Raw genomic sequence first — 25,208 nt, 5'->3', positions numbered from 1 at the left:
CTCAATGCGCCACGCCGAGATAGGCGTCGATCACGCGCTGGTCGCGCTTCACTTCATCGGGCGTGCCGTCGGCGATCTTGCGGCCGTATTCCAGCACCACCACGCGGTCCGAGAGGTCCATCACCACGCCCATGTCGTGCTCGATCAGCGCGATGGTGGTGCCGTATTGCTGGTTCACTTCCAGGATGAAGCGGGACATGTCCTCCTTCTCCTCGAGGTTCATGCCGGCCATCGGTTCATCGAGGAGCAGCAGGTCCGGCTCCATGGCGAGCGCGCGGCCGAGCTCCACCCGCTTCTGCAAGCCGTAGGGCAGGCGGCCCACGGGAGTCTTTCGAATGTGCTGGATTTCGAGGAAGTCGATGATCTCCTCCACGAACTTCCGGTGCTCCACTTCTTCCTTCATGGCCGGGCCGTGGCGGAAGAGCTGCCAGAAGAAGCTGGAGTTCATCCTGATGGAGCGGCCCGCCATGATGTTGTCCAGCGTCGACATGCTCTTGAAGAGCGCGACGTTCTGGAAGGTGCGGGCGATGCCGCCGCGGGCGGCCTCATAGGGGCGCATCTTCGGGCGCTTGACGCCTTTGAAGGTGATGCGGCCTTCCGTCGGATAATAGAAGCCGTTGATGCAGTTGAGCATCGAGGTCTTCCCAGCGCCGTTCGGGCCGATGATGGCGCGGATTTCGCTCTTGCGGATGTCGAAGGATACGTCGGTCAGCGCCTTCACGCCGCCGAAGCCCAGCGAGACGTTCTCGACGGCGAGCAGCACGTCGCCTTTCGACATGACGGGATGATCGGGCGCTCTCATTCGGCGGCCTCCGGGATGAGAGTAGTCTTATCAATGGGATAGAGCTTCATGTCCCTGATCTTCACGCGAGCGGAGATCACGCCTTTGCGCCCGTCTTCGAAGGTGACTTCCGTGGAAATGTCGGCCTCGGGCGAACCGTCGTAGAGCGCCTCGATCAGCGGCGCGTAACGCTCGGCGATGAAGCCGCGGCGCACCTTCTGGGTTCGGGTCAGCTCGCCGTCGTCGGCGTCGAGTTCCTTGTGCAGGATGAGGAAGCGCTTGATCTGCGCACCGCCCATGAGCGGCTCGGATGCAAGCGAGCGGTTCACCTCGTCCACGTGCTTCTCGATCATCTCATACACGCGGGGGTGGCCTGCAAGCTCCTGATAGGAAGCGTAGGTGACGCCGTTGCGCTCGGCCCAGTTGCTCACGGCCACGAGGTCGATGTTGATGAAGGTGGAGACGTAATCCCGCCCGTCGCCGAAGCAGACCGCCTCTTTGATGTTGGGATAGAACTTCAGCTTGTTCTCGACATATTTCGGCGGGAAGAGCGCACCGTCGCGCATCTTGCCTACGTCCTTGGCACGGTCGATGATCTTCAGATGCCCATTGGCGTCGAAGAAACCCGCATCGCCCGAATGCACGAAGCCGTCCGGCGTCTTTGTTTCGGCGGTCTTCTCGTCGTCCTTGTAATAGCCGATGAAAACGCCGGGCGAGCGGTAGAGCACCTCGCCGTTCTCAGCGATGCGGATCTCTACTTCGGGGGCAGGGCGGCCCACGGTATCCGCGCGGATCTCGCCGTCCGGCTGCATGGTGATGTAGACGGAGGCCTCCGTCTGGCCGTAGAGCTGTTTCAGGTTGACGCCGATGGAACGGTAGAAGCGGAAGATCTCGGGGCCGATGGCCTCGCCCGCGGTGTATCCCACCTTCACGCGCGTCATGCCGAAGCGGTTGCGCAGGGGCGCGTAGACGAGCACGTTGCCAATCTGCCAGAGCAGGCGGTCCCACGCGCCGACGCCGGGCTCCTTGTTGAGGATCTTCTCGCCCACCTTGTTGGCGTGCTTGATGAAGTAGTGGAACATGCGCCGCTTCAGCGCGCTCGCATCTTCGATACGCACCATGGTGAGCGTGAGAATGCTCTCGAACACGCGCGGCGGGGCGAAGATGTAAGTCGCGCCGACCTCCCGCCGATCTTCGGCGACGGTCTCGGGACTCTCGGGGCAGTTCACACACAGTCCTGCAAGGAAGGCCTGTGCATAGGAGAAGATGTGATCGCCCACCCATGCGATGGGCAGGTAGGCCATGATTTCGTCGCTCTCGTTGAGATTGTCGAAGTCGCAGCCGATCCGCGCGGCCGCGATCACCGCGTCGGAGGTGAGCATGACGCCTTTCGGGCGTCCCGTCGTGCCGGATGTATAGAGAATAATCGCGAGATCGGAGCCCTTGCCGGTCTGCAATTCGTTCTCGATCTTCGCGGCCTCTCCCCCATCCGCCAGTCGCGCGCGTCCTTCCTCGACAACGGAAGCGATGGAGTGCAGGCGGCTATGGTCGTAGTCCCGCAGGCCCTTCTCTTCGTCGTAGAGCACATGCTCCAGCTTCGGGAGCTGGTCGGAGACGGTGAGAAGCTTGTCCACCTGCTCCTGATCCTGAACCGCAGCGTGAGTCACCTCGGCATGGCTGAGCACATAGGCCATCTCTTCGGCGACGGAATCCGCATAAACCGGAATGGGGATCGCGCCGAGCCATTGGGCGGCGGTGATGGTCCAATAGAGATAGGGGCGGTTATAGCCGATGACGGCGATCTTGCTGCCGCGTTTGAGGCCGAGCGCCTCAAGGCCCGCCGCATAGGCGCGGACGATGTCGTGGACTTCCTTCCACGTCCAGGATTGCCAGATGCCGAGATCCTTGTGGCGGAACGCGGTGCGGGCAGGGCGGATGCGTGCATTCCGCGCCAGCAATTTAGGGAACGTATCTTCGCGCGAGTCCGCAGCCGCCGTCACCGACGTCTCCTCCCTGGACACCGCATGGTTTCAAGCATGCGGGTTGGCCTCGTTTCCTCTGGCGCGGCGGTTTGAGGTGCCGCGCTGTTCTTGCCGGTCTGTCGCCGGATGCTCTTGCGAGCTTTATGGGAGGTATTCTGTCGTGCCCCTCCGGCATCGGCAAGGGCGGCTCACCCATACCATGGGCTAATATCCCGCCGACCGCTTTCGGGGCAGGGGCACAGGCCTGATTCAGCGCTTATGGCACAGCCGTGAGAGCGGCAGGCTCGATCTCGTCGCCTTTGACCAACCGCTCGATGCCAACCGTGTTCTTGATGCGGTAGAGCCGTTCGCCATGATCCTGGTCAACCAGGCAGACGACGCAATAGATCCGATGGTCCGCGGAACCTGCTGACGGGTGGGCGAACCTGACAAGTTGGCCGATGTGGAACATGTTCTGCATCAGCGCCTCCACGATCTTCGAGATGCATCAGCACGAACGAGCGAAGCGAGGCTATTGCGACGCAGGTCAATCCGTGCGCGCCGGATGAAGGCTGATGGCTGCGGCAAAACGATGACAAACGCCCGTTCCAAAGCAGGTCGAAGTCCTGATCCAGCACACAGTCATGGGAACGTAATTGCGCAGCCGGTGCATTAACATAGATTGATGTTAACGGCGCAGCCTGACGCGGAAGGTGTCGGGTCGATTGCGGCCTCGGCCAAAAGAAAAGCCGCGTCCGGATCTGATCCGATGACGCGGCTCGTGCCGTGCAAGCCCCCATGCACAGCAGTGACTTTTTGAAAATTGGTCGGTTATTTGTCGTGAATCGTTGGAACCAATGATGTGGCGTGTAACTGAACTTCTCATCCGGAAGAAGTAAGTAATATCACGTAACTTATTGCCGAGCTTCGCTTCGTAAATCTTCCTATGAATGGGAATGCTTGTGAATTCAGAGTTTGATCTTAAATTCTGGAGCATCGGTAGCGACGAAGTCTTTTTGTCGCAGGGCAAGGGTGTGCTCCAGGTCAGGACGTTCTACGGAGAGGCAATCGATAGGAAGGACACCTGATGGATCCGGAGACACGAAACAGCATTCTGACCATTTTAGGCTTCGCGGCAGGGGTCCTTGCACTAGGCGCCCTGATCTCGGTCATGCTGATCTTCGGATGAAGCCTGTCTCTCCACTATGGGCGTGACGTAAGGGAATGCGCGCGCTGCCAAGCTGTGCTAGAGACACGGCAATCCTCCCAAAGTGGAGATGAATGGGGCGGCAGGATGCGCTTTCTTTTGATACTTGCAGGCATGATCGGATGTTCCCTCGTGCCGGCCGAGGCACAGACGCGGGTTCCCCGCAACGAATGCCCGCCCAATACGCGTCCCAGCGGCGCTTTCTGCCTTGTCAACATTCCCGATTCCGTGCGGAACAGGGGAGCCTGCCCCGCCGATTACGTCAGCACTTCCGACGGCACCTATTGCGTTCTGGCCCCGAGGAAGGATTGGGTCAGGGCAAGGATTGGCTGCCCAGCCGGTTATCAGCCGAGCCCCGGCGGAGAATTCTGCATCGCAAATTGAGACAGCTGCTTACCGCAGGCGCGAGCAATCCCTCATGGGAAGCGTGGTCTGGCTCTTGTGGTTGTAATAGGCCCGCTCGGTTCTGCTGTAGCTCCACGGCTCGTCGCGGCAATTGCGCCCGAATGCACCGAGATCATTCTCGAAGATGACCCACTTCACCTCAGAGTTGGGACATTGTCCCTCGTATTGCGACGATACGGTGCCCATGCGCGGATAGCATTGATCACTCTGCGCCAACGCGCCGACGCTCGATGTGAGAACCAGGAACGAAACAATCGAGACACGCAGCATGTCGAACCCATCGGATATTCTGCAACCGGTTGCCGACCGACACGAACGCGTTCGACAGCCCAGCTTCATTAACACCGATCTCGCCGAGGCCATAGTTGTTTGAAAGTGGGTGCGACTCAGCCTGAATGCTGTTTTGTTACGTTTTTATCGGGTTTCGTCCGCTCGACTCAAACCCCAGGCAGAAGAACCGCTACGAGGAGCAGGATGACCCCGAGCAACGAGACGAGCCACACCAGGGAGCGGATATAGGGAATGCCGAGTGCATAGAGCGGCACGTAGATGATCCGGGCCCAGAAATAGAGGTTAGCGCCCCACCACGTGAGGGCGCCGTTCCGTCCAGCGACATGTGCGATCAAAACCGCTGCTGCAAAGAGCGGTAACGTCTCGAAGAGATTCCGTTGAGCCCTCTGCAGGCGACCCGTGAGCTTGCCGACGGGCGGTCCCTCCTGATCCCTGGCGCTGGCGTTGTAATCCACCCCGGTCTCGCCGGTTCGCAACGTAGCCGGCAGCAGGATCTGCACGAGAGCGAGCACGAGGGTCCAGCCCAGAAGGGTGAGTTCAGTTGTCATGAAAAGCGCCAAGCAGGTTCGATCAGGAACAGGCAATATGGCGCGGACAATAAACCTGACAATCCAGCGACCCTACCCATCGATGATCGATCGATTCCTGAAGCGAGTACGAGGCGCTGTTTCTGCCGGTTTATCGAGAAGCTAAGAAGCCGGGCTGGAAACTACCGCTTGGGAGCTTTCCGGGCGGCGTCTTCCATCCCTTTCGGATTCTTCGCAACCCCTTCCCGGAGAACCTTCGCGGCGGCGTCCTGTTCCTGCTCCAAAGGCGCAGGGATCGGAGCGGTGTCGCCGCGTGCTTCGAGACCCTGCTCCGGCGGCTTCTGGCTTCCTGCCTTCGTCGCGGATTTCAGGGAGCGTAGGGCCTCGGGCTGTTGACCATCCTGGGTGCGGCCGGGCATTGGGCGAACTCCTCAAAAGGGCGCTTCATCGCGGCGGCTTCATTGCCGCGTCCCAAAGGCAATTCGTGGCGCAGCGAGGCGGTTCCATCCTTGACGTCTCGCCGGATCGCCAGTGCCTGGCGTCCGTCGTCCAAGCCGTGTTCGAGCCTCAGGATGCCCGCAGCCAATGCCGGGGATTGGATTTCGTGCTGGGCTCGCCGGACAATGCCCGGCAAAGCTCCGTCATCGACGCCAGATTGTGGATGGGGCGGAATTCATCCACGTGCGGCAGCATCGCCCGGATGCCTGAAGCACGGGCTTCGAAAGCGTCGAACCGAAGAAGCGGATTCAGCCAGATCAGGCGTCGGCAGGACCGCTTGAGCCGGTCCATCTCGAATGTCAGTTCCGGCGTCACCTCCCGCTCGAGGCCGTCCGTGAAGAGAAGAACGATGGCGCCCTGGCCCAGCACGCGGCGGGACCAATGCCGGTTGAATTCGTGCAGGGCGTGGGCGATCCGCGTTCCGCCTTCCCAATCCTGCACGCGCTTCGAGGCGCGCGCGAGCGCCTCGTCCGGATCGCGGCTCGTCAGCTCGCGGCTGATATTGGTCAGGCGGGTTGCAAAGACGAACGAATGCACACGCCGCCGCTTCTCCGCGATGGCGTGAAGGAAATGCAGGAAAAGCCGGGAGTAGTCGGCCATGGAACCTGAGATGTCCATGAGCGCCACCACGGGCGCATGCCGCACCGCATGAGAGCGGTATGCCAGATCGATGACTGCCCCGCCGCCGCGCAGGGATCGCCGGAAGGTGCGGCGCGGATCGATCCGCCGGCCCCTTGCATCGGCAAGGAAGCGGCGCGTGATCACCTCGTCGTCCGGCAGGGACATCTCGGCGATCAGGCGCTTGGACAATGCGATTTCGGAGGCCGTCATCTGAGCGAAATCCCTGGTCTTCAGGACTTCGCGATCCGAAACGGTGAGGCGGGCGGAGAATTCCGTTTTCTCGACCGGCTCCGGCTTCTCCTGCCGGGGAGTGGCAAGAGCCTCGGCAACGCGCAGGGCTCCCGCCTGTGGCTTCTTCTCTTCCTTCGCTCCTCCGGGAGCGATAGGCGACATCTGGGCGATCAGCTTCTCGATCAGCGCGCGCCGCCGCCAGAAGATCCTGAAGGCCTGGTCGAAGAGAGTGCTGTGCTCGTGCCGCTTCACGAAAACCGCGTGAAGGGTCCAATAGAAATCCTCGCGCGTGCCGACCCGCGCAGCCGCAACCGCTTCGATGGCATCGAGAACCGCGCCGGGCCCGACCGGCAGGCCGGCCGCCCGCAAAGCCCGGGCGAAATAGGCGATGTTGTCCGCAAGGCGGCCTTCACCTTGCGGAGCGACGGCCTCGGTCACTCGACGATCCTCACCGCATCCAGGATCCGGTCGAGCATCTCTTTCGTCCGGCTGCCCTGCATCTTCTGGATGTCGTCCTGGTACTTCAGGAGAACGCCGAGCGTATCCGAGACCAGCGCGGGATCGAGAGCCACCGCGTCGAGCTCCACCAGCGCGGAGGCCCAGTCGAGGGTTTCAGCGACGCCGGGCGCCTTGAACAGGTCTTCCTTGCGAATGGCCTGGACGAATGCGACGATCTCTTGCGACAGGCGCGCCGGTGCGCCCGGCACGCGGCTTGCCAGGATCGCGAGCTCCCGTTCCGCATCCGGATAATCCACCCAGTGATAAAGGCAGCGGCGCTTGAGCGCGTCGTGAATCTCGCGCGTGCGGTTCGAGGTGATGATCACGATGGGCGGGTGATCAGCCTTGATCGTACCCAGTTCCGGAATCGTGACCTGGAAGTCGGAGAGCACCTCCAGCAGAAAGGCCTCGAAGGCTTCGTCAGTGCGGTCGAGTTCGTCGATGAGAAGAACCGGCGCTCCGGCGGTATCGGGCTCGAGCGCCTGCAGAAGCGGCCGCTTCACCAAATAGCGTTCCGAGAACAGGTCGCTTTCGAGCGTGTCCCGGTCCACCGTTCCACCGGCTTCGGCAAGGCGAATGGCCATCATCTGACCGGCATAGTTCCACTCGTAGACCGCCGAGGCGACGTCGAGACCCTCGTAGCATTGCAGGCGGATGAGACGCCGCCCAAGCGCCGACGATAGCACTTTCGCGATTTCGGTTTTTCCGACGCCGGCCTCGCCTTCGAGAAAGAGCGGGCGTCCGAGCCTGAGCGCCAGGAAGAGCACGGTCGCAAGCGGCCGGTCCGCCACATAGCCCGTGCCTTTCAGAAGTGCCAGCGTATCGTCGATGGAACCGGGTTGGTCGGCCACGGGCTTTGCTGCTCCATAAGGACATGATGCCCGGGCTCTGGCCCGGGCATTGGCTTTGATGTCGCTTCAACAGGCGCGTTCAGGCACGCGTTGCCGCTTCCACGGCGCGACGGGCCATGACGCCGACGAGGTGGGCGCGATAGGCGGCATCCGCATGGATGTCGCTGTTCATCTCATCCTCCGCCACGACGATGCCGTTGAGAGCATCCGGCGTGAAGTTCGCGCTCAGCGCCTGCTCCATCTCCTGAACCCTGAATACGCCGTTCGAGCCCGCGCCGGTCACGGCGACGCGTACGCCATCCGCGTGCTTGGCCACGAAGACGCCGACGAGCGCATAGCGCGAGGCCGGGTTGCGGAATTTGGCATAGGCGGCCTGAGACGGGATCGGGAACGAGACGTGGGTGATGATCTCTCCCTCTTCCAGAGCCGTCGTGAAGATGCCCTGGAAGAAGTCGTCCGCGGCAATCTTCCGCTGATTGGTGACGATGGTCGCGTTCAAGGCAAGACAGGCCGCCGGATAATCCGCAGAGGGGTCATTATTGGCAATCGAGCCGCCGATGGTGCCGCGGTTGCGCACGTGCGGATCGCCGATGAGTTCGGCCATCTCGGCGAGAGCCGGAACAGCCTGTTTCACCTCGGCGGAGTTCGCCACCTCGCCGTGTTTCATCATGGCGCCGATCGTGAGCGCATCACCGGCTCGCTCGATCCCCCGAAGCTCGGCGATCTGGCCGAGGTCGATCAGGTTCGCGGGGCCTGCGAGCCTCAGTTTCATGGTCGGCAGCAGCGTGTGCCCACCGGCGAGGAACTTCATGTCCTCGGCCTGTCCGGCGAGGCTTGCAGCCTCCTTGACGCTCGTGGGGCGGTGGTATTCGAAAGCGTACATGTCCGTCCTCCCTTATTCCGCCGCCATGGGCATGTTTGCCTTCTGAGCCGCCCGCCAGACGGCCTGCGGCGTTGCCGGCATTGCGATGTCCTCGTGGCCGAGGGCATCGGTGATTGCGTTGATGACGGCGGGTGGGGCGGCAATTGCTCCCGCCTCGCCGCAGCCCTTGATGCCGAGCGGGTTCGAAGGGCAGGGCGTTACCGTCATGCCGACCTGGAACGACGGCAGGTCGATGGCGCGCGGCATGCAGTAATCGTTGAAGCTGGCGGTGATGAGCTGTCCGCTCTGATCGTAGACGGCGCCTTCGAGAAGCGCCTGACCGACGCCCTGCGCGATGCCGCCATGAACCTGACCTTCGACGATCATTGGGTTGATGATCACTCCGAAATCGTCCACCGCCGTCCAGCGCTCGATCTTCGTCACGCCGGTGTCGGGATCGATCTCCACCTCGCAGATATGGACGCCTGCCGGGAAGGTGAAGTTGGTGGGGTCGTAGAACGCCCCCTCCTTCAGGCCCGGCTCCAGATCCTGGCCCGAGAACTTGTGGGCGATGTAGGCTTGGAGGGCGACCTCGCCGAAGGCGAGCGAACGGTCTGTGCCGGCAACGCCGAAGCGACCGTCCTTGAACTCGATATCGCCTTCGGACGCTTCGAGTACGTGGGCCGCCACCTTCTTGCCCTTGGCGATCACCTTGTCGATGGCTTTCGCTATGGCCGACATGCCGACGGCGCCGGAGCGCGAGCCGTAGGTGCCCATGCCGAACTGCACCTTGTCGGTGTCGCCATGAACGATGCTCACCTGATCGATCGGAATTCCGAGCCGGTCAGAGACGAGCTGCGCGAAGGTGGTCTCGTGGCCCTGGCCATGGCTGTGCGAGCCTGTGAGCACCTCGACGGAGCCTGTCGGGTTGACGCGCACCTCGGCGGATTCCCACAAGCCCACACCGGCGCCCAGCGACCCGACCGCCTGCGAGGGCGCGATGCCGCAAGCCTCGATATAGCTCGAGAAGCCGATGCCGCGCAGCTTTCCACGGAGCGCGCTGTCCTGCTTGCGCTGTTGGAAATTCTTGTAGTCTGCAAGCTCCAGCGCCTTGTCGAGGGAGGCGGCATAATCGCCTGTGTCATAGGTCATGATCACCGGCGTCGCATGCGGGAACTGCGTGATGTAATTCTTGCGGCGAAACTCCGCTGGATCCTGACCAAGCTCTCGGGCAGCCTTCTCCACGAGGCGCTCGACCACGAAGGTCGCCTCGGGACGTCCTGCGCCGCGATATGCATCGACGGGCGCCGTGTTGGTATAGACCCCGTCCACCTCGCAGTAGATTGCCGGAATGTCGTACTGCCCCGACAGGAGAGGGGCGTAGAGATAGGTTGGCACGGAAGAGGAGAAGGTGGAGAGATAGGCACCGAGATTGGCGATGGTGTGGACCCGCAATCCGATGATCTTGCCGTTCTCGTCTGTGGCCATCTCCGCATGAGTAACGTGGTCGCGGCCATGGGCGTCGGACAGGAAGGCTTCCGAGCGGTCGGAGGTCCACTTCACCGGGCGCTTCACCTTCTTCGCCGCCCAGACGCAGACCGTCTCCTCGGCATAAATGAAGATCTTTGAACCGAAACCGCCGCCCACATCGGGCGCGATGACGCGCAGCTTGTGCTCGGGCGCGACGCCGATGAAGGCCGAGAGCACGAGGCGGGCGACATGGGGGTTCTGGCTTGTGGTGTAGAGCGTGTAGTTGTCGGTGCCGGGATCGTACTCGCCCACAGCCGCGCGCGGTTCGAGGGCGTTGGGCACCAGCCTGTTGTTGACGAGATCGATCGTCGTCACGTGCTTGGCGCGCGCGAAAGCCGCTTCCGTCTCGTCCTTGTTGCCGAGATGCCAGTTGAACACGGTGTTGTCGGGCGAGACCTCATGCACCTGGACCGATGCCTTCGTGGCCTGGGCGGTGTCGGCGATGGCGGGAAGCATGTCGTAGTCGACGACGATGGCTTCCGCGGCGTCCTTCGCCTGCGCCAGCGTCTCGGCAATGACCACGGCCACGTGGTCGCCCACGTAGCGCACCTTGCCCTGCGCGAGGGCGGGATGCGGTCCCGCCTTCATCGGGGAACCGTCCTTGGAATGGATCATCCAGCCGCAGATGAGGCCTCCGATCTTGTCCGCCGCGAGATCGTCACCCGTGAAGATGGCGATTACGCCGGGCATGATCGCGGCAGGGCCGGTATCGATTGATCGGATCGTTGCATGGGCATGCGGCGAACGAAGGAAGTAGGCGTAAGCCTGGCCAGGACGATTGAAGTCGTCGACATAACGCCCCTGGCCGGTGACGAAACGCTGATCCTCTTTGCGGCGAACGGGCGCGCCGATCCCTGTTGCGGTCATGAATTCCTCCCTGGTCTTCGTTGGCCCTCACCGGAGCTGAAGCGAAGCGAAAACCTCGAACAGGGAGCCGAGAAGATAAGGCCTGTTTCGAGGCTCGCCTGCCGCCTGCGCCTGTCGGGAGGGCGCCGTGCATTGGACGAGCGTTGTCCGATCTTACTCGGCAGCCTGCGACAGAGGCTCCTGGGCCATTCCCCGGGCACCCGCGGCAACGGCTTTGACGATGTTGTGATAGCCTGTGCAGCGGCACAGATTGCCTTCGAGCTCGGCCCGGATGGTCTGCTCGTCCAGAGCGTTCCCTTTCCGGTTCACGATATCGATGGCGGACATGATCATGCCGGGCGTGCAGAACCCGCATTGCAGGCCGTGATGCTCGCGGAAGGCGGCCTGCATCGGGTGCAGCTCGCCTCCATCGGCGATGCCTTCGATGGTGGTGACGACGCTGGCATTGGCCTGGACGGCAAGGACCGTGCAGGATTTCACCGCCTGTCCGTTGAGGTGAACGACGCAGGCGCCGCATTGGCTGGTGTCGCAGCCCACATGGGTTCCGGTGAGCCGTAGATTGTCGCGGAGAAACTGAACGAGCAGGGTACGGGGATCGACGTCTGCGGTGACGGATTGACCGTTCACCGTCAGGGAGACGGTGGTCATGCGTGATATCCTCCTCAAACGCCGGGAGGCCCGGCCAACCTTCAGGTGGTCTCAGGCACCGGCAGGTATTCTTATTGGACGACCGCACGGATGCGATCCGTCAAAGCCGAGTGTGGACTCCCCTCCTTGAGCGGTCAAGTATTGGAAAATCGTGCCAAGTGCCCTAGTGCGCGATTACGCAGCGGATTCTGCCGGAGACAGGATCTTGGCGAAATTCGCGAAGAACTCGTCGGCATATTTCTTTGCAACGCCGTTGATCAGCCGTCCGCCGAGCTGGGCGATCTTGCCGCCCACATTGGCCTCCACGTCGTAGACCAGCCGGGTGCCGCCCTCGACGTCTTCGAGGCGCACTTTCGCGCCGCCTTTCGCCCAGCCGGCAACGCCGCCCTGTCCTTCGCCGCTGATGGTGTAGCCGTTGGGAGGATCGAGATCGGAGAGGGTGACGCCGCCTTTGAAGGTCGCCTTCACGGGACCGACCGAGACTTTCGCCGTCGCCTGGAATTCCGTGTCGCTGATCTTCTCGAGTTCCTGGCAGCCGGGGATGGATTGCTTGAGAATGTCCGGGCTGTTGAGGGCCGCCCATACCGTTGCCCGATCGGCGGGGAGGGTGACTTCACCCTGCATCGTCATCGCCATGCTGCTTCCTCCTATCGACGCTCCAAAGGCAGAGTAAGCGCAAATCAGGGGATACGTCACCTCACAAGCCTTGCTGCAGCGCACCCTCAATGGCGCAAAGGGATACGCTATGAATCGTTGGCGGCTTGGCTCTTTTGGGCTGTCTCTGCCTTGGCAAGCGCATCGGCGACCGCGTCGAAGGTGAGAAGGATCGAGGCATGACGGGCCTTCAGGTCCCGCGCCGGTTCCAACAGGGCGAGATCCGCCCACTTGCCGGAAGGCGGCTTGCCGCCTGCCTTCAGCATCCGGTGCATCTCCTCCCGAACTGTCCGCAATTCCTCCACCGTCGAGCCGACCACATGACGGCCCATGATCGACGAGGAGGCCTGACCGAGAGCGCACGCCTTGACCTCGTGTGCGAAGGCGCTGACGACGTCGCCGTCGAGTTTCACGTGCACGATGACCGTCGAGCCGCACAGTTTCGAATAGGCTTTCGCGCTGGCATCCGCATCCGGCAGGGTGCCCAGCAGCGGGATGTTGCCCGCAAGCTCCAATATGCGCCGATTGTAGATATCGTCCAGCATCCTGCCCGCGACGGTTCGACGGTCGTGCCTGTTCGAGACCGATCAGACTCCCCATCGCAGGGCGTGTCAATGCTCCCCCTGCCGCTCACGCGCATGTGCCGACGGGCGCCGGTTGCGGTTTGAGGCGAGCCAATGGCATTATCGAAGCAGACATCGCTCGGAGCCCGTTTTCTTGAGCTGGAAATCTCATGCAAGCAACTGACACGGATATCCTGAAGGCTGCGGAAGACTGGAGGCGCGAGGGCAGGGGCGTCGCCATCGCGACGGTGGTCGAAACCTGGGGCTCCGCGCCGCGCCCTGTCGGCAGCCATCTGGTGATCGACGAAGATACGAATTTTCTCGGCTCCGTTTCCGGCGGCTGCGTCGAAGGCTCGGTCATCACCGAGGCTTTGGATGTCATTGCCGATGGAAAGCCGCGCATGCTCGAGTTCGGCGTCGCGGACGAGACCGCCTGGCAGGTCGGATTGTCGTGCGGAGGGCGGATCAGGGTCTATGTGGAGCGGGTGGATTAGAATGCTCGATTGCTGCCTTTCGCATCCGTTCATCAGCGATCCCATGGGGAGGCGAGAGAAAACCGCATGCGGCTGAACCTCCTGTCCGATCTCAACGCGGAGCGCAGTGCCCGGCGGGCTGCTGTCCTCGTGACCGATATCGCTTCCGGCGAGCAGCGCCTCGTTCGGGAGGCGGAGATCGGGAGCGATCCTCTCGCCCAGGAGCTGCGGGAACGGCTTCGCCAAGGCAAGAGCGGGCTTGTGGAGCAGGACGGCCACCAGTTCTTCCTGACGGTACAGGCGCCGCCGGTGAGGCTCATCGTGATCGGCGCCGTGCATATCAGCCAGGCGCTGGCTCCTATCGCCAAGGGACTGGATCTCGATGTCACCATCATCGATCCGCGCACGGCCTTCGCGACGCCGGAGCGCTTTCCGGATGTGCCGGTGCGGGCCGAATGGCCCGATATTGTCCTGCCGCAGCTTGGCATCGACCGGTATACGGCTGTTGTGGCGCTGACCCACGATCCGAAGATCGACGATCCTGCGCTGAGCGCCGCGCTCAAGTCGGAGTGCTTCTACATCGGCGCGCTCGGCTCGCGAAAAACCCATGAACGCCGCATTCAGCGCCTGATGGAAGCCGGTTTCACCGAAGCAGACATCGCCCGCATTCACGCTCCCATCGGCCTCGACATCGGAGCCATTTCACCGGCGGAAATCGCCGTCTCGATTCTTGCAGAGATCGTGGCGACCCTGCGCAAGGATCGGAGGCGCTCGGCGTGAAATTCGGATCGGTTGCAATCGAGGAGGCCATCGGGGCCGTGGCGGCTCATTCCGTTCGGATGGGCGACGCGGTCGTGAAAAAGGGAACTCTCATCTCGTCGGACGTCGCGACGCGTTTGCGGCAGGCCGGCATCGAGACCATTGCCGTGGCACGGTTCGAGCCCGGCGACATCGGCGAGGACGAGGCGGCCTTCCGGCTTGCTCGGATTCTTGCGGGAGATCATGTCCGCGTCGAAGCGCCCTTCACCGGGCGCTCCAATCTCTATGCGGAAAGCTCAGGAATTCTCCTGATCGATGCCGATGCCATCAACGGCCTCAATGCTGTCGACGAGGCCATGACAGCGGCCACATTGCCCGCCTACAAACCCGTCGTCGCCGGGGAGATGGTCGGCACCGTCAAGATCATTCCCTATGCGCTTCCTGAAAGCCTGCTGCTGAAGGGGGCCGCGAGGCTCGGCACGGGCGCCTTGCGCGTTGCGCCTTATGCCCGCCGTTCGGTGGGAGTCGTCTCGACGACGCTTCCAGGTCTCAAGCCGAGTGTCATCGACAAGACCGTCGCGGTGCTTGAGAACCGGCTGGAGCCCGCAGAAGCGCACATCGTGAGAAATAGCCGCGTCACGCACGATACCGACACATTGGCGCGGGAAATCGCCGATCAGGCGAAAGGGGAGGCGCAACTCATCGTCATCTTCGGTGCCTCGGCCATCGCCGACCGACGCGACGTCATTCCGTCGGCCATCGAGATGGCAGGCGGACGGGTGGAGCATTTCGGCATGCCGGTCGATCCGGGAAATCTGCTGCTCGTGGGCTCGATTGCCGGAAAGCCGGTCATCGGCGCGCCCGGTTGCGCCCGCTCCCCGAAGGAGAACGGCTTCGACTGGATCCTGCATCGCCTCCTGGCCGACGTTCCCGTGACGCGCGCCGACATCACATCGCTCGGGGTCGGGGGACTTCTCATGGAGATCATCTCAAGGCCGCAGCCGCGCGAGGGCGGTGAAAGCGCCGGTGAAGAATGAGCGATGTGGCGGCCATCGTTCTTGCGGCCGGGCGGGGCACCCGTTTCGGGGAGGAGCCGAAGCTCCTGGCCCGGCTCGGCGGCAAGCCCCTCGTGCGCCACGTGGCCGAGGCAGCCGCTCATTCCAGGGCGCACCCGGTCATTGTGGTGACGGGCCATCGCGCCGAAGAGGTTGAGTTTCAGCTGCAAGGACTTCCTGTCGGAATCGTCCGCAACGACCTGTTCGGCGATGGGCTTTCGACGTCCTTGAAAGCCGGTTTCTCTGCATTGCCACCGGAGACGCGGGCTGCGATCGTCCTCCTGGGGGACATGCCGTTCGTCACAACCGAGCTCATCGACGCTCTCATCGCCGGTTGGCAGGAAAAGGGAGAACCGGCGGCCTTGATCCCTACCTACGGCGGCCAAAGAGGAAATCCCGTTGTGCTCTCTTGCGCGCTTCAAGCTGCCGTAAAAACGCTGTCGGGAGATACGGGCGCGGGTCTTATCCTCCGCGGCAGAACCGACGTGGTCGAGTGGCCGACAGACGACGCCGCAATCGTGCGGGACATCGACACCTTGGAAGAATTTTCCAAGTATCAATCCTGAAGGGGCTCTTGCACAGAAGCGGGCAGGGATGTCGCCGTTCAGCTGTGATGGCTCATCAGAATGTCCTTGGCCTGGTTCACGCGCGCCGCGAGATAGGTCGAGCCGCCCTGATCGGGGTGGAGCTTCTTCATGAGAGTGCGGTGTGCCTGCCGGATTTCATCCGTGCTGGCGCCCGGTTCGAGGTTGAGGATCCGGTAAGCCTCATCGATGGTCATGATGCCCGAGGGCGACTGTGCCTCGGTGCGTGACTGCTCCTCATTCCGCATCTCTTCGCGCCACTCGGGAAACCGGCGGTCGAGATAGGCTTCGAGAAGACGAAGGCCGTCCGGGTCCTCGGCCTGGCATTCCGCCAGCAGGTTCCGCAGGTCCGCTGCATCGAGCGAGGCCAGCTGCTGTCCAGCAAAGGCACCCGCGAGGACAGTGCCTTCCATGGCGCCTGTGTCATGATCGAGAGTCATTTCCAGAAGTCGCGAGCGGACGCTCGAAGCGTTGCCGGGAGTCCGTTGCGCGCTCCCACGAAAACCCGGTAGGGAAAAGCGTTTCCACCCGAAAAGCCAGGCTCCGAGGCTCCCGATCAGCAGGGCCAGGTCGATCCGCCCCCGAAGAGCGAACAATCCGGCAATGCCGAGGGCGACAGTTCCGCCGCCGACCTTGAGGGCCTTCGCCAATGTGGCGGGGTTCGCACGCGTGAAATTGCTCAGAAGCAACCACAGAGCCACAACGGCCACGATGCCGTAAAACAGCATCACGGCTTGCGCTCCGTGATGGCGGTGAGCAGGTTGCGGGCAGGCGCGCTGCCGGGAGCCAGCCGGGCGAGACCCTCGACACCGCTGGTGGCATAGGCAGCGGCGGCTTGCAGGAGACCGGAGAGGGTGCCCGGGGCTCCCGCATCGAACCGGGCATAGGCGCCGCCGGTCAAACGGGCGATCTCCTTGAAAGCGCGCGCTGCATCGGGATCATGCCCTTCGTGGAACATGAAGGCCTTCACTCCCAGGAGGCCAAGTTCGCCCGCGACGGCACAGAGATCGTCGATGGGCTCCTCCATGGCGTCGCCGACATAGACGAGGACCTTCAATGGGGCCTGACGCGCCTCGGTCCGGGCGTGACGGAGCACCCGCCCGATCTGGGTCTGCCCGCCGCGGCAGTCGATCTTCGTCATGAGGTCCGTGAGGGCTCGCGGGTCGGCGACCCAGCGGGAGGAGCGGCACTCGTCGAAGCCCCGGAAATAGACCAATTGCACGGAGAGCCCTCCGGCATGGCTGGCTGCGGCGAACATGTCGCCCTGAACATGACAGGCGAGATCCCAGGTGGGTTGGCGGCTCATGGTCGCGTCCAGGGCGAAGATGAGGCGCGCGCGGGGTGTGTTGCCCGCCAGCGGCCCCAGACGCTTTGCATCCGCCAGGAAGGTGTCGATCATCGAATCCGGAGTATCGGCAGCGGGCGTTCGCGTGAGATCTTTCTTGTCGGTCATTGCATCTCCCTCTCCCCAGATGTGGGGATTGAGGGCGCAGGTGTAAATCCGGGAGACGAACACGCGGTTGCGAGGGCTGGGCAGGCGGTCATGCCTGGATGATCTGCGTCCTGATCGCATAACGGACGAGATCGGCCAGCGAGTTGAGTTCCAGTTTGCGCATCGCGGTGGTCCGGTGCGTTTCCACGGTCTTGACGCTCAGGTCGAGAAGCTGCGCGATCTGCTTGTTGCTCTTGCCTTCCGCGAGAAGCTGCACGATCTCCCGCTCCCTCGATGTCAGGCGCTCGGTCGTGGGACGCCCCATCCTGGCTTCGCCATCGGTCAGAAAACGGTCCAGCAGAAGCTCGGACACGCGTCCGGCAAAGAAGGGTCTCTTTTGCGAAAGGCTCTCGACCGCTGGAATGAGCTGCCGCACGGCGTCGGCCTTCAGCAGATAGCCCCGGGCCCCGGCGAGCAGGACCTCCCTGATGAGCTCCTCGCTTTCATGCATCGTGAAGATCAAAACTTCGGTGTCCGGCAGAGACTGGCGAATGCGGCGCGTGGCATCCAGGCCGTTGAGCTCGGGCATGGACAGGTCGATGACGGCGACATGAGGTCGATGCTGCAGAGCGAGATCCACGGCATCCCTGCCGTTCGCAGCCTCCGCGCAGACCTGCCAGCCCGGATGCTGCTCCAGCAGATCCTTGAGGCCGCGCCGGACGATGTCGTGATCGTCTGCAAGAAGAATTTGAAGCATGCGTTTCTCCTAAGCGGCCGACGAGTCTTCGTTCCCGGCCTGCAGGGCCGCCCGAGGGCCTTGATCCGGCTCCAGGGGAATGGTCGGCACTTTCGCGCCAACATGCGTGCCCGAACAATCCGACCGGATGTCGAGCCGGCCGCCGAGTTGCTCGAGGCGCAGCCGCATGCCCGAGATTCCGATGCCGAGCTGGCCTGCCTCTTCCAAGATTGTTCCTGTTGGCTTCCTGAAGCCCATGCCGTCGTCTACGACGTCGAGATGGACCATGCCAGCCGTGCGATAGAGGGCAACGCGAGCCCGCTTGCAGCCGGAATGGCGGTGGACGTTCGACAGAGCCTCCTGGGCGACGCGGTAGAGGGCGGTTGCGGTCGGTTTGGGCAGTGGCTCGCAGCCCTTCTCGATGCTCACGTCGACCTGAATCCCGCTGCGATCGGAAAATCCTCTCGTCAGCCAGCTCAACGCGGCGGAGAGCCCGATATCGTCGAGGAGCGGTGGGTGGATAAGGTAGGAGAGCGTACGAACCTCCCGCAGGCTCTGCTCCGCCAGCTGGAGGGTTTCCTCCAGCGTGCGGCGTGCGGTTTCCTCCGCATCGCCGAGCCTTTCGTTGAGGCGTGTCGCGTTCAAGGTGATGGCGAGAAGGTTCTGCGCCGTCGTGTCATGAAGCTCCCGGGCAATGGCGCGCCGCTCCTCGTCCTGCAGGTGCATGAGGCGGCCGCTCAATCGGGCCAGCTCCTCCTGCGTGCGCTTGACCTCGGTGATGTCCTCATGCGCGATGACGATGCGGCGCGTCCGCGCCTGGTCCGGCCGGGTCACGCGAAGCTGGAACCAGCGCGGTCCCTCCGGGCTGCGGCACGGATATTCCATCCGGAACTCGGAGCGCGCGCCTTCCATGATGTCGCGCAATGCTTCCGCCGTCCTCGCGGCGTCCTCCGAGAAGGGGGCGGCCGCTTCGCAGACAGCCAGATAATTCATTCCGACCCCATGGCTGTCGTCCGCATAGCCCGTGGCGTGGGCGAAACTGCGCCAGGCTTGATTGACCGCGATGATCGTGCCGGCTTCGTCGAGCACTGCGATATGAGCCGAGAGCGCATCGAGCGTTGAGCGCAGCAATGCCTCGGCCTCCACGTCAGGCGCGATCAGGGTCGGAAGGGCGCGGGCCTGCGGTGCCGTTGTGATGCGGCGTTGCCGTGATCTCCCCGGGCTTGCCGGGGGTGGAGCATCATGAGGGATTGAACGATCCATTCTGGCCTCGGTCTCGGCTGCGGGCGGCTGCCGCGTGAGAGTATGGCAACTTCGCGCGCGACTTCCTATGACCTCGCGAGAGAAACCGGCCTCCTACGGTGATTTTCCTATCCGGCTCAGGAACTTCCCGATGAACAAGGAGCCCTGGGCCGGACATATCCTTCGAAGCTGGCGCCGACACATCAAAAGGGCGCAGCGATGAGAGGATGGAACAATGAACGCAAAGTACATTGCCTACACCGTGGCTGCCATGCTGACGGCGGCATCTCCTGCCGCAGCAGCGGACATCGTTGAGACCGCAACCTCCAACGGCAGTTTCAAGACGCTGACCGCGGCCCTTCAGGCTGCCGGCCTTGTCGAAACGCTCAAGGGCAAGGGCCCCTACACGGTGTTCGCACCCTCTGACGAAGCCTTCAAGAAGCTGCCGGCCGGAACGGTCGAAAACCTCCTGAAGCCCGAGAACAAGGCGCAGTTGCAGAAGGTTCTGACCTATCACGTCGTGGCTGGCAACGTCATGTCCAGCGATCTCAAGGGTAAGAAGACGAGCGCCAAGACCGTCGAGGGCAGCAACGTGCAGGTCGACGCCAGCGGCAATGCGGTCAAAGTCAACGACGCAACCGTCACGCAAGCCGACGTCCAGGCATCGAACGGCGTCATCCATGTGATCGACAGCGTGATCATGCCGAAATCGTAAGAGCTGCAAAGTTCGGGATGACGGAGCGCCGCCATCCCGAACATCGAGATGTAGAAACGGGATTTGAGGATCACTTCTTCGAAGGCGTGTCGATCCCAAGCCTGGTCAAAACGGCTTCCGTGATCCGCGCGCAGCGAGCACCGGCGCAGGGGAAAGTGTCGCTCACGGCGGAGGACAATGTCCTGTCGAGCGACTGGCGCAGAAGGCGCCGGGCGCGGTGAAGCCTTGTTTTGACCGTCTCCGGACGCAGACCCAGATGAGATGCGGTTTCCTCAATGCTCATCTCCTCGATGTCGCGGAGAACGAACACGATGCGGAAGCTCTCGGGAAGCTCGTCCACCGCGCGTTCGAGCAGACGCCGCACCTGAGCGCGGGCTGCCGCTGCTTCCGGGTCGCTGTCCTGCTGTGCCGATGGCAGATAGATCACACGGGCTTCTCCCTGATCGTCGATGGCATCAATCTCCTTCAGGCCGATCATGGTGCGCCGCCGTCGGAGCCTGCCCAGCGCTTCGTTCAGCGCAATGCGCGTCAGCCAGGTTGAGAGCCGTGCCTCGCCGCGAAAACCGTCGAGATGAGTGAAGGCGCGCACATAAGCCTCTTGGACGACGTCCTCCGCCTCGGCGTCATCGTTCAGGACGCTGCGAGCCACGCGAAACAGGCGGCGATTGTGCCGCTGCATGATGAGCCGGACTGCGGCTCCATCCCGATTGCGGGCGCGTTCCACCAGCGTCCTGTCATCGAGTGCATCCAATTCAGCAGCCGCGAGCGCTAGCGTTTGCATGGCCAAGCTCCTGTCCCTCATCATTAGATAGGAAATCCCGACAAAGGTTCCCACTGCTGCCGGGGCTGCCTTAAACGCGCCTGACGACGCCTTGGCGCATGATCTCATCGACGGACGGAAAGGCCCGGAGCGCGATTTCAGGTATTGCCTCCCCACCCGCCGCTTGCTCCGGCAGAGGGCTGGCCGAAGCCGGACCCGGGCGACCCACGATGACCCGCCCGACCATTCCCGCATGCTCATGCGGGATGCAGTAGAAGTCATAGACGCCCTCCACCGTGAGCGTGACGGAGAAGGACTCGTCCGGTAGCAGATAGTCCGAGTTCCAGGGCTGTGCGCCCTCGGGAATACGCAAGGGGCGATCGAAGTTGTTCGGGTGATAGGCCGTGACGGTGTGGGAATTGCCGGAATCGAGGTTGATCCAGCGGATCGTCTGTCCCGGTTCGATGCGAAGGCCGACCGGATCGAACCAGACATGCGATCCATCCTGATTGCCCTGCATCCGGATCTCGACCGCCTCAGCGGCGTGCATATGCCGGGGCCATGCCAGACCGGCGAGGAAGCCCCCGCCGATCTGCAGAATATGTCTGCGTGAAATCATCACTTCGCCGCCACTCGTGTCTCTTCGGCCTTGGGGACATGCCAAAGCACGACATGCGCATGGGGCTTCTCGACACCCGGATGCCCGGCGTTGAAGTAGACATCGACATGGTCGACTTTGCCGCCTGGAGCAGCGAGATCGTCGAAGCGCTTGTCCTTGTTCGAAAGGTCTTCGACAGGCAGCATATAGACCGTGCTGACGAGCCGGCCGTCGCGGTCATAGGCCAGGAACGGACCTGCCGGCAGCGTCTTGGGGTCGACGTAAAGCTGCCCGAGCCCCGGCAGGAAGTCCGGCAGCTTCACGAGCTCGCTCACCTTCTTGTACGCACCGCTCGGCGGAGCTTTCTCGACCTGATCGGCTGCCGAGGCCGGCAGGCTGAAAGCGGCGACCAAGGCGAGAGTAGCGACAGCAATCCTCATGGCATCCTCCGTAGACGCGCCAAGCCAGGTTTGGCCTGCGCATTCCCATTGGATGAGGACTGGTCGGAAAGGTTCCCGCGTCCCTTGCCCGTCTCTGGTTCAGGGTGGGAGCAATGCGGGCATCGCCTCACGGAGCAGCAGCGATACGAGAAGGGCGTTCCACCCCGTGACCGCCGGGTGACGAAGCGCTCACAGATGTCGGCCTGAACGGCACTTCCTCGAGAAGGAACTCTTCCCCCTCCGCCGGCTTCTATCCTGGATGAGGAACGTGGGCGTCCCGGAAGGAGACGATCCCCGCTTCAGTACAGGCCGCGGCTGGCGACGGAGCATCCCAAAGGGACCGCATGTTCAAACGCTTCATCATCAACCCGCCGGTCTTCTTCGGCGCGGTCGCCGTCATTGGCCTCTTCCTTGCTGTCGGGGTCGTCCTCCCGGATCGTGCCGGCGAGGTCTTCAAGGACTTGCAGGCTGCCATCCTCAGCGGCTTCGGCTGGCTCTATCTCCTCGCCGTCGGGATCTTTCTCGCCACCGTGCTGCTCCTCTGCCTAGGCCGCTACGGTCGATTGAAGCTCGGACCGGATGAATCCACACCCGACTTCAAGTTCACTTCCTGGATCGCCATGCTGTTCGCCGCCGGTATGGGCATCGGCCTCATGTTCTACGCCGTGGGCGAGCCCATGACCCATTTCATGGCGCCACCAACGGTCGAACCGCGCTCGATCGCGGCGATGCGAGAGGCCATGGCGGTTACCTTCTTCCATTGGGGTATTCACGCCTGGGCCATCTATGCCGTGGTCGGCCTATCTTTGGCATATTTCGGCTATCGCTATAATCTGCCCCTGACGATCCGCTCCGGACTCTATCCACTTCTCAAGGAACGCATCAACGGCCCCATAGGCCATGCCGTCGACATCTTCGCCATCGTAGGCACCATCTTCGGCATCGCCACCTCGCTCGGCGTCGGTGTCTCTCAGATCAACGCGGGTCTCAACTACCTTCTGGGCATCCCCATCGGTCCCGAGGTTCAAATTCCCCTGATTGCGGTCATCATGGCCATGGCCATGGTTTCGGTCATCACCGGCCTCGACAAGGGAGTGCGCATCCTCTCCGAAATCAATCTGGTCGTCGCGATTCTGCTGATGATCTACGTCCTGGTGGTCGGGCCGACGGCGCTGCTCTTCCGCGACTTCGTGCAGAACCTGGGTCTCTATCTCGACACGCTGCTGCTGCGGACCTTCAACATCTATGCCTATGAGCCGACGCCCTGGATCGATGCTTGGACGCTTTTCTATTGGGCTTGGTGGATTTCCTGGTCGCCGTTCGTCGGGATGTTCATCGCCCGTATTTCACGCGGCCGCACCGTGCGCGAATTCGTCACCGCCGTGCTGTTCATCCCGGCCGGGTTCACCTTCTTCTGGATGACCGTTTTCGGCAACACCGCAATGTTCGTGGACACCGGCGTGGCCGCTGGAGCCCTCGGTACTGCCGTCGCCAACGACGTATCTGTCGGTCTCTTCAAGTTCTTCGAGTACCTGCCTCTCTCGGCGCTTACCTCTGCCCTGGCCATAGTTCTGGTCGGGATCTTCTTCATCACCTCCGCGGATTCAGGCTCACTGGTCGTCGATTCCATCGCTGCGGGCGGAGAAACCGAGACCACGATCGGTCAGCGCGTTTTCTGGTGCATCCTCCAAGCCGTCGTGGCGGGCAGCCTGCTCCTTGCTGGCGGTCTCGGCGCCCTGCAATCGGCAACCATAGCGAGCGCATTGCCCTTTGCCCTTGTCATGCTCGCACTCGTCTGGTCGCTCCTGACCGGGATGCGCGCCGATCTCGCTCAGCAGCAGGCACACATCGCCAGCCCGCACACGCCCGTCGCTCAGCCAGCCGCGGGCCTCACGTGGCAGCAGCGTCTCGCCCTCATCCTCCATTCGCCGACTGAAGCCGAGGTGGATGGATTCATCGCTACCCAGGTGCGCCCGGCGCTTCAAGAAGTCGCGAGGGAGTTGAACGCGCGCGGTCGCCCTTCTCAGGTGATTGAGGATGGCGGCGGCATTGCCATGCGTTCGCCGGCCGAAGGGGTTCGCGATTTCATCTACGGCGTCAGCCGCAGTGCCCAGCCCATGGCCACTCTTTCCCCGCTCGATACTGGAAAGCCGGAATACCGTTACGAGGCCCGTACCTATTTTTCGAGCGGCGGCCGCGGCTATGACATCATGGGCATGAGCCGTGACCAGATCATCTCGGACGTCCTCGTCCAGTTCGAGCGGTATCTCGTGCTCGTCCAGTCGCCGGCGACGCAGCTCGTCCAGGGCGCCCCGGAACATGAGCCGGATCCGCCCCCGCCGCGAGCGGGAGAGGCTCTGTGACGATGTCGCAGCGAATCTACAACCCGATGTGATCCCGCTTTTCCGAACCGACCCGCCCGAGACCGCTGCCATCATCGGCCACTCGCTGGCCGACGCCCTCTAAGGAGAGAGAGGGGCGGGAACGAGAGCAGGTCGTCTAAACAGCCGAGAGCCGGTTGTCTGAATGTCCGAGCCAAATTGTGAGGGCGAAGAGTCTAATCCCTTGAAGTCTAAAGTGGCTGGGGGACCTGGATTCGAACCAAGACTAACGGAGTCAGAGTCCGCTGTTCTACCATTAAACTATCCCCCACCATGACTTCTTGAACCGCTGGGGTTTCCGGGGGGCCGAAGGCGTCCGGGCCGTGGGCGGCGAACTCTGTGAGTGCCGGTCAGATAGGCTGCTTTTGCGGGGGCGTCAACCCCATTCAGCGGCTTTCCGACATCTGAGTGACAGGGCCGCGAAGCTTGGCGCTGGGGCGCGGCCTCAATCGTCCATCGAGCCGCTTTCCGGGGGGGCGTCGAGGCCGGTGCGGGACCTGTATTCCGCCTCGTCGGCGGCTTCCTCCGCGTCGGCCGCGATGCGCTCGTAGCGGTCGAGGGCGCCTTGCAGGATGTAGGCGGCGGCCATCTTGTCCACGGCGTCGGCGCGCTTGGCGCGGGAGGCGTCCGCGTCGAGCAGGGTGCGGGTGACGACCATGGTGGACATGCGCTCGTCCCAGAACAGAACGGGGAGGGGCAGGATGGGCTTCAGGTTGCGCACGAAGGCCCGGGTGGCCTGGGAGCGGGGGCCCTCGGAGCCATCCATGTTGAGGGGGAGGCCGAAGACGAGGCCGCCGACCTCGTAGCGCTCCACGAGGGCTTTGATCTGCTGCACGTCCGGAGTGAATTTCACGCGCTTGATCGTCTCAAGCGGTGTGGCGATCCGCTTCTCCACATCCGACAGGGACAGGCCGATGGTCTTGGTGCCGAGATCGATGCCGATAAGGCGCGCACGGGGCGGCAATCCCTCGATGAAGGCGATCAGCTCGTCGTCTTTCGATAGCATGGGCGGCCTCCTCGGGCGGATGTCATGGTGAC

At 62.9% G+C, this 25,208-nt stretch carries 27 protein-coding genes and 1 tRNA gene; 6 read left to right on the top strand and 22 right to left on the bottom strand.

Features of this window, described 5'->3' with window-relative positions; translation table 11 throughout:
* Window position 1: 1 nt before the first annotated feature.
* From BLP10_RS00915 to BLP10_RS00850, 13 genes are all read right to left on the bottom strand, one after another.
* On the bottom strand, window positions 2-802 hold the full coding sequence (locus BLP10_RS00915) for an ABC transporter ATP-binding protein (RefSeq protein ID WP_091128315.1): 801 nt from the start codon (window positions 800-802) through the stop codon (window positions 2-4).
* Window positions 799-2,781 carry an AMP-dependent synthetase/ligase gene (locus BLP10_RS00910; RefSeq protein ID WP_175493715.1) on the bottom strand — a complete coding sequence of 661 codons (1,983 nt, stop codon included), beginning with the start codon at window positions 2,779-2,781 and terminating at the stop codon, window positions 799-801. The genes BLP10_RS00915 and BLP10_RS00910 overlap by 4 nt, the downstream gene beginning before the upstream one ends.
* Window positions 2,782-3,019: 238 nt before the next feature.
* Complete coding sequence (locus BLP10_RS00905; protein WP_091128311.1) at window positions 3,020-3,223, bottom strand: hypothetical protein; 204 nt, start codon at window positions 3,221-3,223, stop codon at window positions 3,020-3,022.
* A 1,119-nt stretch (window positions 3,224-4,342) separates the two neighbouring features.
* Entirely contained in the window at window positions 4,343-4,624 is a 282-nt protein-coding gene (locus BLP10_RS00895; RefSeq protein WP_091128303.1) for a hypothetical protein, read from the bottom strand.
* 167 nt (window positions 4,625-4,791) lie between these two features.
* Complete coding sequence (locus tag BLP10_RS00890; RefSeq protein WP_091129969.1) at window positions 4,792-5,193, bottom strand: MAPEG family protein; 402 nt, start codon at window positions 5,191-5,193, stop codon at window positions 4,792-4,794.
* Window positions 5,194-5,354: 161 nt separating this feature from the next.
* Window positions 5,355-5,591 (bottom strand): hypothetical protein, encoded by a 237-nt coding sequence (locus BLP10_RS00885; RefSeq protein WP_091128300.1) that lies wholly within the window; start codon window positions 5,589-5,591, stop codon window positions 5,355-5,357.
* Between the two features lie 148 nt (window positions 5,592-5,739).
* Complete coding sequence (locus tag BLP10_RS00880) at window positions 5,740-6,960, bottom strand: vWA domain-containing protein (RefSeq protein ID WP_091128297.1); 1,221 nt, start codon at window positions 6,958-6,960, stop codon at window positions 5,740-5,742.
* A complete protein-coding gene (locus BLP10_RS00875) occupies window positions 6,957-7,871 on the bottom strand; it encodes an AAA family ATPase (RefSeq protein ID WP_091128294.1) in 915 nt (304 codons plus the stop codon). Before BLP10_RS00875 ends, BLP10_RS00880 begins: the two co-directional genes overlap by 4 nt.
* A gap of 79 nt (window positions 7,872-7,950) precedes the next feature.
* Complete coding sequence (locus tag BLP10_RS00870; protein ID WP_091128290.1) at window positions 7,951-8,754, bottom strand: FAD binding domain-containing protein; 804 nt, start codon at window positions 8,752-8,754, stop codon at window positions 7,951-7,953.
* Between the two features lie 12 nt (window positions 8,755-8,766).
* Complete coding sequence (locus BLP10_RS00865) at window positions 8,767-11,130, bottom strand: xanthine dehydrogenase family protein molybdopterin-binding subunit (protein WP_091128287.1); 2,364 nt, start codon at window positions 11,128-11,130, stop codon at window positions 8,767-8,769.
* Window positions 11,131-11,283: 153 nt separating this feature from the next.
* On the bottom strand, window positions 11,284-11,778 hold the full coding sequence (locus tag BLP10_RS00860; protein ID WP_091128284.1) for a (2Fe-2S)-binding protein: 495 nt from the start codon (window positions 11,776-11,778) through the stop codon (window positions 11,284-11,286).
* Window positions 11,779-11,952: 174 nt separating this feature from the next.
* Complete coding sequence (locus BLP10_RS00855; protein ID WP_091128281.1) at window positions 11,953-12,414, bottom strand: SRPBCC family protein; 462 nt, start codon at window positions 12,412-12,414, stop codon at window positions 11,953-11,955.
* Between the two features lie 107 nt (window positions 12,415-12,521).
* Window positions 12,522-12,977, bottom strand: a complete 456-nt coding sequence (locus tag BLP10_RS00850) for an iron-sulfur cluster assembly scaffold protein (RefSeq protein ID WP_091128277.1) — start codon at window positions 12,975-12,977, stop codon at window positions 12,522-12,524.
* A 188-nt stretch (window positions 12,978-13,165) separates the two neighbouring features.
* Between BLP10_RS00850 and BLP10_RS00845 the strand changes: the two genes are divergently transcribed.
* The 4 genes from BLP10_RS00845 (at window position 13,166) to BLP10_RS00830 (ending at window position 15,848) form a co-directional block, all read left to right on the top strand.
* Window positions 13,166-13,489: an XdhC family protein gene (locus tag BLP10_RS00845; protein WP_091128270.1), complete on the top strand. Its 324-nt coding sequence runs from the start codon at window positions 13,166-13,168 to the stop codon at window positions 13,487-13,489.
* Between the two features lie 66 nt (window positions 13,490-13,555).
* Window positions 13,556-14,248, top strand: coding sequence for an XdhC family protein (locus tag BLP10_RS00840; RefSeq protein WP_091128267.1), 693 nt, complete (start codon window positions 13,556-13,558; stop codon window positions 14,246-14,248).
* On the top strand, window positions 14,245-15,264 hold the full coding sequence (locus BLP10_RS00835) for a molybdopterin-binding protein (protein WP_091128262.1): 1,020 nt from the start codon (window positions 14,245-14,247) through the stop codon (window positions 15,262-15,264). The genes BLP10_RS00840 and BLP10_RS00835 overlap by 4 nt, the downstream gene beginning before the upstream one ends.
* Complete coding sequence (locus BLP10_RS00830; RefSeq protein ID WP_091128258.1) at window positions 15,261-15,848, top strand: nucleotidyltransferase family protein; 588 nt, start codon at window positions 15,261-15,263, stop codon at window positions 15,846-15,848. The genes BLP10_RS00835 and BLP10_RS00830 overlap by 4 nt, the downstream gene beginning before the upstream one ends.
* A 38-nt stretch (window positions 15,849-15,886) precedes the next feature.
* Here the strand turns inward: BLP10_RS00830 and BLP10_RS00825 are convergent, their stop codons facing one another.
* From BLP10_RS00825 to BLP10_RS00810, 4 genes are all read right to left on the bottom strand, one after another.
* Window positions 15,887-16,597, bottom strand: coding sequence for a DnaJ domain-containing protein (locus BLP10_RS00825; protein ID WP_244510338.1), 711 nt, complete (start codon window positions 16,595-16,597; stop codon window positions 15,887-15,889).
* The gene (locus tag BLP10_RS00820; protein WP_091128245.1) at window positions 16,594-17,319 is read right to left on the bottom strand and encodes a vWA domain-containing protein; all 726 of its coding nucleotides are present in this window, start codon (window positions 17,317-17,319) and stop codon (window positions 16,594-16,596) included. The genes BLP10_RS00825 and BLP10_RS00820 overlap by 4 nt, the downstream gene beginning before the upstream one ends.
* Window positions 17,320-17,407: 88 nt before the next feature.
* Window positions 17,408-18,055, bottom strand: a complete 648-nt coding sequence (locus BLP10_RS00815) for a response regulator (RefSeq protein ID WP_091128241.1) — start codon at window positions 18,053-18,055, stop codon at window positions 17,408-17,410.
* Window positions 18,056-18,064: 9 nt separating this feature from the next.
* Window positions 18,065-19,297 (bottom strand): sensor histidine kinase, encoded by a 1,233-nt coding sequence (locus BLP10_RS00810; protein WP_091128238.1) that lies wholly within the window; start codon window positions 19,295-19,297, stop codon window positions 18,065-18,067.
* Between the two features lie 214 nt (window positions 19,298-19,511).
* Between BLP10_RS00810 and BLP10_RS00805 the strand changes: the two genes are divergently transcribed.
* Complete coding sequence (locus BLP10_RS00805) at window positions 19,512-19,991, top strand: fasciclin domain-containing protein (protein WP_091128235.1); 480 nt, start codon at window positions 19,512-19,514, stop codon at window positions 19,989-19,991.
* 70 nt (window positions 19,992-20,061) lie between these two features.
* Here BLP10_RS00805 and BLP10_RS00800 read toward each other — a convergent pair whose 3' ends face one another.
* The 3 genes from BLP10_RS00800 to BLP10_RS00790 all read right to left on the bottom strand — a co-directional run bounded on the left by BLP10_RS00800 (window position 20,062) and on the right by BLP10_RS00790 (window position 21,789).
* A complete protein-coding gene (locus BLP10_RS00800) occupies window positions 20,062-20,772 on the bottom strand; it encodes an RNA polymerase sigma factor (RefSeq protein WP_091128232.1) in 711 nt (236 codons plus the stop codon).
* Between the two features lie 70 nt (window positions 20,773-20,842).
* The gene (locus BLP10_RS00795) at window positions 20,843-21,370 is read right to left on the bottom strand and encodes a plastocyanin/azurin family copper-binding protein (RefSeq protein WP_091128230.1); all 528 of its coding nucleotides are present in this window, start codon (window positions 21,368-21,370) and stop codon (window positions 20,843-20,845) included.
* The gene (locus BLP10_RS00790) at window positions 21,370-21,789 is read right to left on the bottom strand and encodes a DUF5602 domain-containing protein (RefSeq protein WP_091128227.1); all 420 of its coding nucleotides are present in this window, start codon (window positions 21,787-21,789) and stop codon (window positions 21,370-21,372) included. Before BLP10_RS00790 ends, BLP10_RS00795 begins: the two co-directional genes overlap by 1 nt.
* Window positions 21,790-22,133: 344 nt before the next feature.
* Between BLP10_RS00790 and BLP10_RS00785 the strand changes: the two genes are divergently transcribed.
* Complete coding sequence (locus tag BLP10_RS00785; RefSeq protein ID WP_091128224.1) at window positions 22,134-24,152, top strand: BCCT family transporter; 2,019 nt, start codon at window positions 22,134-22,136, stop codon at window positions 24,150-24,152.
* A 215-nt stretch (window positions 24,153-24,367) separates the two neighbouring features.
* Here BLP10_RS00785 and BLP10_RS00780 read toward each other — a convergent pair.
* Window positions 24,368-24,441, bottom strand: a tRNA-Gln gene (locus BLP10_RS00780).
* Between the two features lie 174 nt (window positions 24,442-24,615).
* On the bottom strand, window positions 24,616-25,176 hold the full coding sequence (gene ruvX / locus BLP10_RS00775; RefSeq protein WP_091128220.1) for a Holliday junction resolvase RuvX: 561 nt from the start codon (window positions 25,174-25,176) through the stop codon (window positions 24,616-24,618).
* Window positions 25,177-25,208 lie beyond the last annotated feature (32 nt).

Source organism: Microvirga guangxiensis, assembly GCF_900102135.1.
GTDB classification, from domain to species: Bacteria; Pseudomonadota; Alphaproteobacteria; order Rhizobiales; family Beijerinckiaceae; genus Microvirga; species Microvirga guangxiensis.
The sequence above is the reverse complement of the archived record's forward strand: the minus strand, read 5'-3'. Positions and strand labels throughout refer to the sequence as shown.

Coding starts and splice junctions, on each gene's coding strand:
- BLP10_RS00915 (WP_091128315.1), bottom strand. CDS start 802: ATGAGAGCGCCCGATCATCCCGTCATGTCGAAAGGCGACGTGCTGCTC.
- BLP10_RS00905 (WP_091128311.1), bottom strand. CDS start 3,223: ATGCAGAACATGTTCCACATCGGCCAACTTGTCAGGTTCGCCCACCCG.
- BLP10_RS00895 (WP_091128303.1), bottom strand. CDS start 4,624: ATGCTGCGTGTCTCGATTGTTTCGTTCCTGGTTCTCACATCGAGCGTC.
- BLP10_RS00890 (WP_091129969.1), bottom strand. CDS start 5,193: ATGACAACTGAACTCACCCTTCTGGGCTGGACCCTCGTGCTCGCTCTC.
- BLP10_RS00885 (WP_091128300.1), bottom strand. CDS start 5,591: ATGCCCGGCCGCACCCAGGATGGTCAACAGCCCGAGGCCCTACGCTCC.
- BLP10_RS00870 (WP_091128290.1), bottom strand. CDS start 8,754: ATGTACGCTTTCGAATACCACCGCCCCACGAGCGTCAAGGAGGCTGCA.
- BLP10_RS00865 (WP_091128287.1), bottom strand. CDS start 11,130: ATGACCGCAACAGGGATCGGCGCGCCCGTTCGCCGCAAAGAGGATCAG.
- BLP10_RS00860 (WP_091128284.1), bottom strand. CDS start 11,778: ATGACCACCGTCTCCCTGACGGTGAACGGTCAATCCGTCACCGCAGAC.
- BLP10_RS00855 (WP_091128281.1), bottom strand. CDS start 12,414: ATGGCGATGACGATGCAGGGTGAAGTCACCCTCCCCGCCGATCGGGCA.
- BLP10_RS00850 (WP_091128277.1), bottom strand. CDS start 12,977: ATGCTGGACGATATCTACAATCGGCGCATATTGGAGCTTGCGGGCAAC.
- BLP10_RS00845 (WP_091128270.1), top strand. CDS start 13,166: ATGCAAGCAACTGACACGGATATCCTGAAGGCTGCGGAAGACTGGAGG.
- BLP10_RS00840 (WP_091128267.1), top strand. CDS start 13,556: ATGCGGCTGAACCTCCTGTCCGATCTCAACGCGGAGCGCAGTGCCCGG.
- BLP10_RS00830 (WP_091128258.1), top strand. CDS start 15,261: ATGAGCGATGTGGCGGCCATCGTTCTTGCGGCCGGGCGGGGCACCCGT.
- BLP10_RS00820 (WP_091128245.1), bottom strand. CDS start 17,319: ATGACCGACAAGAAAGATCTCACGCGAACGCCCGCTGCCGATACTCCG.
- BLP10_RS00815 (WP_091128241.1), bottom strand. CDS start 18,055: ATGCTTCAAATTCTTCTTGCAGACGATCACGACATCGTCCGGCGCGGC.
- BLP10_RS00810 (WP_091128238.1), bottom strand. CDS start 19,297: ATGGATCGTTCAATCCCTCATGATGCTCCACCCCCGGCAAGCCCGGGG.
- BLP10_RS00805 (WP_091128235.1), top strand. CDS start 19,512: ATGAACGCAAAGTACATTGCCTACACCGTGGCTGCCATGCTGACGGCG.
- BLP10_RS00800 (WP_091128232.1), bottom strand. CDS start 20,772: ATGCAAACGCTAGCGCTCGCGGCTGCTGAATTGGATGCACTCGATGAC.
- BLP10_RS00795 (WP_091128230.1), bottom strand. CDS start 21,370: ATGATTTCACGCAGACATATTCTGCAGATCGGCGGGGGCTTCCTCGCC.
- BLP10_RS00790 (WP_091128227.1), bottom strand. CDS start 21,789: ATGAGGATTGCTGTCGCTACTCTCGCCTTGGTCGCCGCTTTCAGCCTG.
- BLP10_RS00785 (WP_091128224.1), top strand. CDS start 22,134: ATGTTCAAACGCTTCATCATCAACCCGCCGGTCTTCTTCGGCGCGGTC.
- ruvX (WP_091128220.1), bottom strand. CDS start 25,176: ATGCTATCGAAAGACGACGAGCTGATCGCCTTCATCGAGGGATTGCCG.